The following is a 10,403-nucleotide window of genomic DNA, read 5'->3' on the forward strand; positions in this document are numbered from 1 at the left end:
GACGTCTTCACCGACCTCGTCGAGCTGCAGTCCAAGCTCGGCCGCGACCCGTCCGAACGCCCCGCCCCGCGTGATCGCGGCGACCGCGAGGCGCGCCACCACGCCCCGCAGTTCCTCCAGCGCGCGACCACGATGGCGCCGGCGAGGGGCGATGACGACTTCGAGGAGTGAGGCGGCCCGGTCAAGCCGCCAGCCTCTCAGCCTCGTCCCCGACCGTGACTGTCCGCTCTGTCCGCGCCTGGTTGCCTTTCGCGAGGCGAACCGCGCGCGCGAGCCATTGTGGCACAATGCACCGGTTGCGCCTTTCGGCGACATCGAGGCGCGCCTGCTCATCGTCGGCCTTGCGCCGGGAATGCAGGGCGCCAACCGCACCGGCCGTCCCTTCACCGGCGATTATGCCGGCGACCTGCTCTACGCGACGCTGCTCGAATACGGCTTCGCCAAGGGCAAATATCAGGCGCGTCCCGACGACGGACTGAAGCTGGTCGACTGTCGGATCGCCAATGCGGTGCATTGCGTGCCGCCGCAGAACAAGCCGCTGCCGGTCGAGATCAACACCTGCCGGCAGTTCCTCGTGGCGAATCTCGCAACGATGCCGAACCTGCGCGCGATCGTCGCCCTCGGGCGCATTGCGCACGACACCGTGCTCAAGCCGCTGAACCTGAAGGGATCACAGGCCCCCTTCGGCCACGGCGCCGTGCATCAGGCCGGCGCATTCAGGCTCTACGACAGCTATCACTGCTCCCGCTACAACACGAACACCCGCGTGCTGACGCCGGACATGTTCCGCTCCGTGTTCGCGAAGGTGAAGGCTGACCTCGACTAATTCTTAGACAAGCCCGTGGCGGGATTGGCCTTCAGCCAGTCCAGGACATCGCCGGCGTTTCGGTCGGGCGGAAACACCGGATAGAACACATGCGTGATCCTGGCGTCGTCGACGATCAGCGCGAGGCGCTTGATCAGTGTCAGGCCCGCGACCTCCATGGTCGGCAAATTCAGGGCGCGCGTCAGCGCCAGCTTCTCGTCCGAGAGCACCGGGAACGGCAGATGCAGCCGCGAGGCCATCTCGGTCTGGTATGCGTTGCTCTGGGTCGAGAGGCCGTACACCTGCGCGGCGCCGGCGGCCTTCAGCTCGGCGAACAGATCGCGAAATGCGCAAGTCTGTGGCGTGCAACCGCGCGCGCCCGGGATCATGTCCCAATCGTCGACCAGCGCGATCTTGCCGGGCTCGCCGGTGCGCGGATAGGCGAACACCACAGTCCGGCCACGCAGTGCCGAGAGCGCGACCGACGTGTCGTCAGTGGCGAGCAGGCTGACCGGCGGCAATGTCATGCCTTTCAGGTGCGCGGCGCCGCCGTCATCCGCGGGTGCGGGAATCCGGGTCCAATCGACCTCGAGCAGGTTTCTCTGAGTCATCCCGCTATCCCCTCGCCCGCATCAGGCGGCCCTTCTCCCGGCTCCAGTCGCGCTTCTTCTCGGACTCGCGCTTGTCGTGCAGCTTCTTGCCTTTTGCAACCGCTAGCTGCAACTTCGCGCGACCACGCTCGTTGAAGTAGAGTTTGAGCGGGATCAGCGTCATGCCTTCGCGGTCGACCGCGCCCATCAGCTTGTTGATCTGCTTGCGATGCAGCAGCAGTTTTCGCGGGCGCTTGGGCTCGTGATTGAAGCGGTTGCCCTGGAGATATTCCGGAATGGTGGCGTTGATCAGCCAGATCTCGCCGTTCTTGGAATCGGCGTAGGATTCCGCGATCGTGCTCTTGCCGTTGCGGATCGACTTGACCTCGGTGCCGGTCAACGCAATGCCGACCTCGATCGTATCCTCGATGGCATAGTTGAAGCGGGCCTTGCGATTTTCCGCCATGACCTTGATCGGACGTTCGTTCTTGTCGGCCATGGAAAACAACCTGATCGAGATGCGCGAGGACGCTAACAGTTTGGATGAAGCGCGCGCGTCAAGACTTCTTGAGGAGATCGCGGATCTCGGTCAGCAGCTCGACCTCGGCCGACGGCTTCGGCGGAGCGGCAGGCTCCGCCTCGTCCTTGCGCTTCAACTTGTTCATGGCACGGATCACCAGGAACAGCACGAAGGCAATGATGATGAAGTTGATCGTCAGCGTGAGGAAGTTGCCCCAAGCCAAGACGGCGCCCTGCTTTTTCGCGTCCGCGAGATTTGCGGCGGTGACCTTGCCCGAAAGCGGCGTGAAGTAGTTCGAGAAGTCGAGGCCGCCGGTGGCCGCACCGATGATCGGCATGATCACGTCGCCGACCAGCGACGTCACGATGGCGCCGAAGGCCGCGCCGATGATGACGCCGACCGCGAGGTCGACGACGTTGCCCTTCATGGCGAACTCGCGGAACTCCGTGAGCATCCGCGTGCCTCTTTCCTCGATCGCCATGAAAAGCTCCCCGATCGGCTAGCGTGTCAGTTGATGAGGCCAGCGTGAACCATCGCGCTGCGCACGGCAACGCGGGTCGGTTCGGTGACCGGCACCATCGGCAGCCGCAACGTCTCGTCCAGCTTGCCGAGCAGCGACAGCGCGTACTTGATCGGCGCCGGATTGCTCTCGATGAAGAGGTTGTTGTGGAGCGGCATCAGCTTGTCATGCAGCTTCAACGCGGTGGCATGGTCGCCCTTCGCCCAGGCGGCCTGGAACTCGGAGCACAGCCGCGGCGCGACGTTCGAGGTCACCGAGATGCAGCCATGGCCGCCATGCGCCATGTAACCGAGGATGGTCGCATCCTCACCCGAGAGCTGGTTGAAGTCCTCGCCCATCGCCGCGCGCTGCTGCGAGACGCGGACCATGCTGGCGGTGGCGTCCTTGACGCCGGCGATGTTCTTGAGCTCCCACAGCCGCGTCATGGTGTCGACCGACATGTCGATCACCGAGCGCGGCGGGATGTTGTAGATGATGATCGGAATCCCGATGGCGTCGTTGATCGCCTTGAAGTGCTGGTACATGCCTTCCTGGGTCGGCTTGTTGTAGTAGGGCGTCACGACCAGAACCGCGTTGGCGCCCGCCTTCTCGGCATGCTGGGCGAGCTCGATCGCCTCCTTGGTCGAGTTGGAGCCGGCGCCGGCGACGACAGGCACGCGGCCTTTCGCTTCCTCGATGCACCATTCGACGACCTTCTTGTGCTCGTCATGGCTCAGCGTCGGGCTCTCTCCGGTGGTGCCGACGGGAACCAGGCCGTTGGTGCCCTCTGAAATCTGCCAGTTGACCAGAGAGCGAAACGCCGCCTCGTCCAGCGAGCCGTTCTTGAACGGCGTGACCAAGGCGGTGAACGATCCCCGGAATTTTGTCTTGGCTGCCATGGACTTCCTCCGTACGCGGCAATCTTGAGCGCAGGCCGCATTCATATCGGGTCTATCCCGCCGGTAAAAGACCCGCTCCCGTCTGACGCACCGTTTAGGCCGCGATTTTGCCGCGGTGGTGGTGCAAACCGGGCGAAGGTAAGCGGCTGTTGGTAATTTGTCCGCATATTCAATCAAATACAGCCAGATCTTGTACAGCTAGGTCTTGAGCCAATTGACTGATTCGGGGCGACGAAACGCCGTGATCTCATTTCCGCGCGCCGCATGGCGATCCACCGGCCTGATCGTGTGCCTGCTGACAGGGCTGTCGGCCGGCTGCGCCGCCTGGGCCAAATCCAACGAGACAACCGCGGAAACCGCCAAGGATACCGCGAAGGGAACCGCCAAACCCGCCGCGAAGGACACTGCGAAGGGTGCGTCCAAGGGAACCGGCAATGAAACTCCGAAGGACGCCGCCAAGGGGGCAAGCAAGGGGGCGAGCAAGGGCGCGACCAGTGCCCCCGCCAAGGATGCCGCGAAGAAGCCTGCCAAGGATGCGGGCAAGGATGCTGGCAAGACCGCAGGCAAGGAACCTGCGAAAGACAAACTGAAGCCTACGGCTGCCGCGCCGAAACCTCAGCCGACCGCTGGCGGCTCGGCCCCGAAGACCGCCCCCGCGCCGGCGGCGACGGCCACCGTCAGACCGACCGCCCCGGCCGCCACCAAGCCCGTCGCGGCTCCTGTCCTGGCTCCGGCGACCCGCCAGCATGCCGCCCCGCGCAAGCCGGTCACACCGGCTGCGGTTGCTGCGACCTCCTCGACGTCGCAAGCCGACAAGGACACGCTGGAGACCGTGATCGAGCTCGTGCGCAAGCGCAAGGCGGGCGACGCTACCAATGCCGCGGCCACGATCTCGGATCCCGTGGCGCGAAAACTCGCGGAATGGATCATCCTGCGCAGCGAGGACAATGGCGCGACCGTGGAGCGCTACCGCGCCTTCCTCTCCGCCAATCCGAGCTGGCCGTCACAGACCTTCCTGCGCCGGCGCCTGGAGGCCGCGATGTGGGACGACAGGCGCGACGACCAGGTCGCGTGGTCGTGGTTCGAGAACGAATCGCCCGTGTCCGCCAAGGGCCGCTTCACGCTCGCCAAGGCGATGCTGGCGCGCGGCGACCGCGCCAACGCCGAACGTCTGGTGCGCGATGCCTGGCGCAGCGACCCGATGTCGGAAGACACCGAGAACAACGCACTCGACCAGTTCGGCGCACTGCTGACGCCCGGCGATCAGAAGGCGAGGATGGACACGCTGCTCTACGGCAGCGAGAACGAGGCCGCACTGCGGGCTGCAAAGCGCCTCGGCGCCGGCTATGTCGCACTCGCCAAGGCCCGCATCGCCTCCCTCAAGAAAGCGCCGAATGCCCGCGCGCTGCTCGAAGCCGTGCCGCGCGAGCTGCACGGCGATCCCGGCTTCATCTTCAGCAAGATCCAGCTGCTGCGCCGCGAGGAGAAATTTGCGGAAGCCGCCCAGCTCATGCTGTCGGCACCGAAGGATCCGGGCCGGCTCTACAATCTCGACGAATGGTGGATCGAGCGGCGCCTCCTGGCGCGCAAGATGATCGACACCGAGGAATTTCGCAGCGCCTATCTGATCGCGCGCGATGCCGCCCTGCCCTCGCGCGACATCTACAAGACCGAGCAGGAGTTCACCGCCGGCTGGATCGCATTGCGCTTCCTCAACGATCCCGCGGCCGCCACCCAGCATTTTGCCCGCATCGGGATCGGCAGCGTCAATCCGACCACGCTGGCGCGCGCCGGCTATTGGCAGGGCCGCGCCGCGGAAGCGGCAGGCCGCCAGCAGGAGGCGCGCAACGCCTACGCGCGGGCAGCCGAGCAATCGACCAGCTATTACGGCCAGCTCGCACGCGCCAAGCTCGGCCTGCCGCAGATCGAGCTCAACGCTCAGCCGCGCAGCCGCGGTGCCGAACGGCTGGAGATCGTGCGCGCCGCGCAGCTGCTCTACGAGCTCGACGAGCGCGAGATGGCGATACCGTTGCTCGCTGACATGGGCGAGAACGGCGATCCCGAAGCGCTAGCCGGCCTCGGCGAGCTCACCCAGCGCCACAACGACGCGCGCGGCATGCTGCTGCTCGGCAAGGCCGCGCTCAATCGCGGGCTGCCGTTCGATTTCTATGCCTATCCCGTCAACGGCATTCCGCAGTTCACGCCGATCGGCCCCGAGGTCGAGCGCAGCATCATCTACGCGATCGCGCGGCAGGAGAGCGCCTTCAACCCCTCGGTCGTCTCGCCGGCGCAGGCCTATGGCCTGATGCAGGTGACGCCGGACGCCGCGCGCTATGTCTGCAAGCGGCACGGCGGCACCTACGATCTGGGACGTCTGAAGAACGATTCGGCCTACAACGCCACGCTCGGCTCGGCCGAGCTCGGCGGGCTGCTCGAGGACTATCGCGGCTCCTACATCATGACCTTCGCCGCCTACAATGCCGGCCGCGGCAGTGTGAAGAAGTGGATCGATCGTTACGGCGATCCGCGCGATCCCAAGGTGGACGCGGTCGACTGGGTCGAGCTGATCCCGTTCTCCGAGACACGCAACTACGTGCAACGGATCATGGAAAACCTTCAGGTCTACCGCGCCCGCTTCGGCGGCGGCACGCGGTTGCAGATCGAGGCCGATTTGCGCCGCGGCGCCGGCAGCGTGGAATAGCGGCATCTTCTTTCGAAGCGAAAGCAGGTCCCCCGATCACCCAGATATGCCGAATTGAGTGAGACAGCCCACGCTCGCTTTGGTAGTATCCATGTCGGGACAGAGATCTGCCGTCCCAACCACCAAGAAAAGGAGGAAAGCTATGAAGACGTTGGCAATGTCCGCTTTTGCTCTTGTCTCGATGTCGATCGTGCCGTTGAGCGCCGCCCCGCTGAAAGTCGCAGCCGAAACCAGCAATGATCCTAGGGTCCAATGCTCCCTGTCCAGTGGTGTGGGTCACAATTGCAGAAACGTTCTCAACTTCAAAACCTTCTACGAGTGCCAAACCAACAGGATGGAGAGGGGCTGGACCAGCATTGAGAGCTCCAACTACTGCCGAACCCTCGACGTGAAATAACGACGGTTTCTGTTTGGACTCCAGGAGGCCGCCTCTCTTGGCGGCCTTTTTCATACCAAGAGCCGGGCATCGAGACCGCCTCTGCGCCTCAGAGGCGCGATGACGATCATCCCAATCTCATCGCGCTTTACCGACCATCGCCTGCTCTTCGACCCCAGGGATAAGACCACCAAAAAAAAGCCCCGGCGGTTTCCCGCCGGGGCTCTCTGTCAGGTCGTTAGACCGAACTTACCAGTTGCGCTGAGCGCGGAGGAGCAGAACGAGCGTGTCCTGATCCTTCAGCTCGTACACAGCGGCCGGCTTGGCCGTGGCGCCGGCACCAGCGTAAGCAACAGTGCCCGCGTACTTCTGGTCGAGATGGGTCCAGGAGAGGTCGGCCGAGAACGTCAGGTTCTTGACCGGGGTCCAGCGGGTGATGAGACCGACCTGGCCGATGGCGAAGTCAGGATTACAACCCGTCACACCCGCGAGGCCACCGAACACGCCGCCAGCACCACCAGCGCCGCAAAGCGTGGTCTTGGCAAGCGTGCCGTACTGGGCCTGAGCGTAGGCACCGTAGATCGCGGTGTTCCAGTATGGATCCCAGTTATGGGTGTAAGCACCGCGGAAGCCCCAGGTCTTGACCGACTCCTGCGAGCTGCCCGTGACATACACCGTGTCCGGAGCATTGGCGAAGCCGACGCTCTGGTAGGCAATGCCGGAACCGCCGAACATCGAGTAGCTGCTGCCCGCGAGGTTCTGGAAGTTGTAGCGGGTCGCGCCATCGGTGTAGACGCCCTGGATGTTGATCACGTCACCCGCACCAGTCGGGATGTTCTTGATCGACAGAGCGAGCTGAGCAGCCCAACCCCACTTGTCGTCGGGGTGGCCAGTCGGCTCGGTGGCGCCGTAGTAGGCAACGTGGTTGTCATGCGCAGCCACCGACGCCTGGAACAGACCCCAGGCCTGGTCGACACGGACCATAGCGACGAGGTTCGGCGAACGGGTAGCGCCGATGCCGTTGGAGCCATAAGCGCCACCGATCATGCCGCCCGCAGTCGCGCCGGTCATGTTCAGGTTGCCGGCATCATAGTAGGCCGCCCGGTCTTCCGCCGAGAACGCTGCCGTCACGCCCTGACCGAAGTCAGCGGTGTAGGAGAACTGGTTGACACCAGTGACCGTGCCGCTGCCGCCGACGAGGCTGTCGAAGTTGTTGCCGGGATAGTTGGTCCAGGGCGCGTCGAACTGCGACACGGCCTTACCCATGGTGAAGCCAGCGAACTGGATGAAGGCGTAGTACACGCCGAGCGAACCGCCCGAGGTGCCGCCGTCGTTGCCGTTGATCGACCCACCGACGAGCGCCGGGGCCGCGCCGGAGGTGTTGAGCGCCAGCGTGCTGCTGTAGGCAGTGCCGCCGGTCGCGCTGCCGGTTCCCTGATAATTGCCGGTCGTCCACGAGAACACGCCGTCAAAGAAGGTACGGACGACGCCGTATTCGGTCGCGGTGCGCGTGTCGATGTTGAGATCTTCACGAGCGCGCATGGTGTAGTAGTTCGTCAGGCGGTTGCGCGCACCGTTGTTACCGGATTGCTGACCGCTGTAGTCCGAGTTGGTGTTCAGCGCGACTTCAGCGCGCAGATAACCACCCAGCTTGATGCAAGTGTCAGTGCCGGGGATGTAGTAGAAACCCGCACCGTACAGGGAGCAGATCTTCACGTATTCGACCGCTTTGGCCTTCACGGGGAGATCGGCTGCCTGCGCTCCGCCAACAGCGATCAGACCCGCTGCGGAACCGAGCAAAAGGCTCTTAACCAACTTCATGTTAAACCTCCAAGTTTGCCATAGGGAAGGTTCCGGATCCGCTGGGTGAAGACACCCTAAGGTTGGTTCCCTTGTCCCTTAAATTCACCGCTTAGTCGCTTCGCGCCTTCGGACACACCCGCTGAACGCGAGGGACTTAAGCGAACCACCTAAGACGGGACGACCTCGGGATGCCCCCCTCCGTCGCTCAGTCACAATTACCGAACGCCCTTGCACACACAACAACAGAACGCTTCAGAACCGGCCGATGGAGCGTGTTTTCCGGCGGGTGTTGCACAAATAACACGCAGATGTGATCAGAGCGGTTTTGTAAAGCATTGAATCTGCTGTGCTTTTTCGGCGGGTTTCATTGGCGTCAAAAGTTCCGGCAAGGGCCAGCCACACCTGTGGAGACGCTCTGCTCTGGGTCTGAGCCGGTCGAATCGTGGAATCAACCAAGGACTCCCAAGGACTCGGCGGGGGCCACCGCTTCGGAACTGGCTGGCCTGACCATTAAGCGGCTGCGATCATCATCCTCATCCGCGCGCTTGAACTTCGATATGATCCGGCGCCAAGCCGTCCTGATGTCGTTGATACATAGCCTCGAAAGCTGTCTCCAGCCGCTTGGCGTAGAGCGCGGCATCAAGCAGTGATGCGGCCAGGTGGCTCCCTTGCAGCCTTCGGCGAATATCCGCCAGCTTCTGTTTATCAAGCGCCAGTTCGATCGCGAGTGCTTCATAATCCGCACGCGTTCGCGTGATCAGCTCAGGCAGGCCGACAGCGCTCAGCAAGCTCGCCGCCACGCGACCGGCGAAACTATTCCCGATATGGGTCACTACCGGCAGACCAGCCCACAACGCATCGCTGGCCGTCGTATGTGCGTTGTAGGGCAGCGTATCCAGGAAGAGGTCGGCGAGGCGATGGCGCGCCAAGTGTTCGGATGAAGACTCGATTGGGCGCAGCACCGTCGATTGTCGCGACGTGATTATCACGCGGCATGAAGCTGCCGGGCAAACGGACGACCTTCTCGTCGAAGAATTGGCTGTTTTGATCTGGCAGCACGATTTGATCGGCAATGATGCAGCGGAAGAGCTCCCCTGCTCCCCGACGTTCCCGCGAACCCAAGATAGTTGACGACGATCGGAGGACTGGATGCAAACAACGACAGCCTGGCATTGTGCGTATGGCCTGCAAGATCAACAAGACTATCGATCTGCGCATCGTCGATCGCTTTCAGGACTTGGCCGTCGAGCTTGTGCTCGCAATCGACAAAGCAATGAATGATTTTTCGAGCCGCTTGCGGAGATCGCTGTTGTCGTCAGGGCCGATTGAAAAGGTATAAGTCTCCAAGCGGTGCGGATGTTGCCTATCGATATCTCGCGGTGAGGTACCCAGCTGGATGCTCTGCGTCCTGACATCGTAAGTAAGATAAGATTCGTAGCGGCGCAGCCCGGCAGTCGAAGGAAGAGCGAGCGTGCCAGCCCGGCAGCCCTTCCCCGCTTTGATCTCGAGGGCGCTGTTCCAACTGAAAGAGCAATCGCCCCAGGACAGGCTCTCCCTAATTGCGGCGACGCCTGGCGCGAGGGGGTAGCTCCTCAGCCGGCGAGCGAGTTATCCCGACTAATAGTGAGAGCGCCCTTCCCGCAGCCTGACACGGGACCCCGTCGGCCGATCTGAGGCGTCATCGCTCCATAGCTTGTGGCGAATCGCTGAAACAGACAATCAAATCAATCACTTGCAAATGATCGCTTGATCGAGGCGGTCGGCGACGAAGGCAATCGTCCCACGCGCGGGCATCCGATCCAATTTGAAAGTAAAATCAATCGTTTATGTGGAGGAAGGCAGCTCTCATCCGCGCCAAAACGACTCGTAATACGGGCGCCAGAACCTCCAGCTTTGTGTCCGTTATCGCGGCGTTATGTTCTCGCCCGGAGAGCAAACCGCTTGGTTTCCGAATTCGCTGGGAATATTCGAGCAAAAACACACGCTTCCAAATTGACCAGCCCAAGTAATTAGATGCATAAGGCTCGCACCGGAGAGGTGGCCGAGTGGCTGAAGGCAACGCTTTGCTAAAGCGTCATACGGTCTCAAGCTGTATCGAGGGTTCGAATCCCTCCCTCTCCGCCACCCCGCGGCTGTCCGGCCCGAAGACATGGGTAACGGAACGTACCTAAGACATAGGTGACAGCCTCGTGCCGAACGGGTTGTCGAGA

9 protein-coding genes, 1 tRNA gene and 1 pseudogene are annotated in these 10,403 nt (G+C 62.8%); 5 read left to right on the forward strand and 6 right to left on the reverse strand.

All coding sequences use genetic code 11. From position 1 onward, the window contains the following. Together AC0L20_RS39055 and AC0L20_RS39060 are read left to right on the forward strand one after the other, a co-directional pair. Nucleotides 1–171 (forward strand): annotated as a pseudogene (locus AC0L20_RS39055) (LabA-like NYN domain-containing protein); the annotation flags it as partial. Continuing rightward, on the forward strand, nt 152–826 hold the full coding sequence (locus AC0L20_RS39060; RefSeq protein WP_473295533.1) for a uracil-DNA glycosylase: 675 nt from the start codon (nt 152–154) through the stop codon (nt 824–826). The pseudogene AC0L20_RS39055 and the gene AC0L20_RS39060, both read left to right, overlap by 20 nt. On the opposite strand, the gene AC0L20_RS39065 is transcribed toward AC0L20_RS39060, so the two are convergent. The 4 genes from AC0L20_RS39065 to dapA are packed head-to-tail and all read right to left on the reverse strand — an operon-like array spanning nt 823 to nt 3,313. Beyond that, a complete protein-coding gene (locus AC0L20_RS39065; RefSeq protein ID WP_473295534.1) occupies nt 823–1,416 on the reverse strand; it encodes a peroxiredoxin in 594 nt (197 codons plus the stop codon). The genes AC0L20_RS39060 and AC0L20_RS39065 overlap by 4 nt on opposite strands. Before the next feature lie 4 nt (nt 1,417–1,420). Further along, nucleotides 1,421–1,894, reverse strand: coding sequence for an SsrA-binding protein SmpB (gene smpB, locus AC0L20_RS39070; RefSeq protein WP_027518360.1), 474 nt, complete (start codon nt 1,892–1,894; stop codon nt 1,421–1,423). 58 nt (nt 1,895–1,952) lie between these two features. After that, the gene (gene mscL, locus AC0L20_RS39075; protein ID WP_027567293.1) at nt 1,953–2,369 is read right to left on the reverse strand and encodes a large conductance mechanosensitive channel protein MscL; all 417 of its coding nucleotides are present in this window, start codon (nt 2,367–2,369) and stop codon (nt 1,953–1,955) included. 53 nt (nt 2,370–2,422) lie between these two features. Then, nucleotides 2,423–3,313: a 4-hydroxy-tetrahydrodipicolinate synthase gene (dapA, locus tag AC0L20_RS39080; protein WP_473259612.1), complete on the reverse strand. Its 891-nt coding sequence runs from the start codon at nt 3,311–3,313 to the stop codon at nt 2,423–2,425. Nucleotides 3,314–3,554: 241 nt separating this feature from the next. On the opposite strand from dapA, the gene AC0L20_RS39085 reads away from it, so the two are divergent. After that, on the forward strand, nt 3,555–6,014 hold the full coding sequence (locus tag AC0L20_RS39085) for a transglycosylase SLT domain-containing protein (RefSeq protein WP_473295535.1): 2,460 nt from the start codon (nt 3,555–3,557) through the stop codon (nt 6,012–6,014). 625 nt (nt 6,015–6,639) lie between these two features. Here the strand turns inward: AC0L20_RS39085 and AC0L20_RS39090 are convergent. Together AC0L20_RS39090 and AC0L20_RS39095 are read right to left on the reverse strand one after the other, a co-directional pair. After that, nucleotides 6,640–8,211, reverse strand: a complete 1,572-nt coding sequence (locus AC0L20_RS39090) for a porin (RefSeq protein ID WP_456764010.1) — start codon at nt 8,209–8,211, stop codon at nt 6,640–6,642. A 515-nt stretch (nt 8,212–8,726) separates the two neighbouring features. Further along, a complete protein-coding gene (locus AC0L20_RS39095; RefSeq protein WP_473295536.1) occupies nt 8,727–9,155 on the reverse strand; it encodes an O-linked N-acetylglucosamine transferase family protein in 429 nt (142 codons plus the stop codon). Nucleotides 9,156–9,373: 218 nt separating this feature from the next. Here AC0L20_RS39095 and AC0L20_RS39100 point away from each other — a divergent pair, with 218 nt between their 5' ends. Together AC0L20_RS39100 and AC0L20_RS39105 are read left to right on the forward strand one after the other, a co-directional pair. Beyond that, nucleotides 9,374–9,532 (forward strand): hypothetical protein, encoded by a 159-nt coding sequence (locus tag AC0L20_RS39100; RefSeq protein ID WP_473295537.1) that lies wholly within the window; start codon nt 9,374–9,376, stop codon nt 9,530–9,532. Nucleotides 9,533–10,224: 692 nt separating this feature from the next. Beyond that, a tRNA-Ser gene (locus AC0L20_RS39105) sits at nt 10,225–10,317 on the forward strand. Nucleotides 10,318–10,403 lie beyond the last annotated feature (86 nt).

Source organism: Bradyrhizobium sp. Kon58, assembly GCF_055807455.1.

What these genes read in the sequence shown, in the direction of transcription:
- mscL (WP_027567293.1), bottom strand. Translation starts at nt 2,369, where the DNA reads ATGCTCACGGAGTTCCGCGAGTTCGCCATGAAGGGCAACGTCGTCGAC.
- AC0L20_RS39060 (WP_473295533.1), top strand. Translation starts at nt 152, where the DNA reads ATGACGACTTCGAGGAGTGAGGCGGCCCGGTCAAGCCGCCAGCCTCTC.
- dapA (WP_473259612.1), bottom strand. Translation starts at nt 3,313, where the DNA reads ATGGCAGCCAAGACAAAATTCCGGGGATCGTTCACCGCCTTGGTCACG.
- AC0L20_RS39100 (WP_473295537.1), top strand. Translation starts at nt 9,374, where the DNA reads ATGGCCTGCAAGATCAACAAGACTATCGATCTGCGCATCGTCGATCGC.
- smpB (WP_027518360.1), bottom strand. Translation starts at nt 1,894, where the DNA reads ATGGCCGACAAGAACGAACGTCCGATCAAGGTCATGGCGGAAAATCGC.
- AC0L20_RS39090 (WP_456764010.1), bottom strand. Translation starts at nt 8,211, where the DNA reads ATGAAGTTGGTTAAGAGCCTTTTGCTCGGTTCCGCAGCGGGTCTGATC.
- AC0L20_RS39065 (WP_473295534.1), bottom strand. Translation starts at nt 1,416, where the DNA reads ATGACTCAGAGAAACCTGCTCGAGGTCGATTGGACCCGGATTCCCGCA.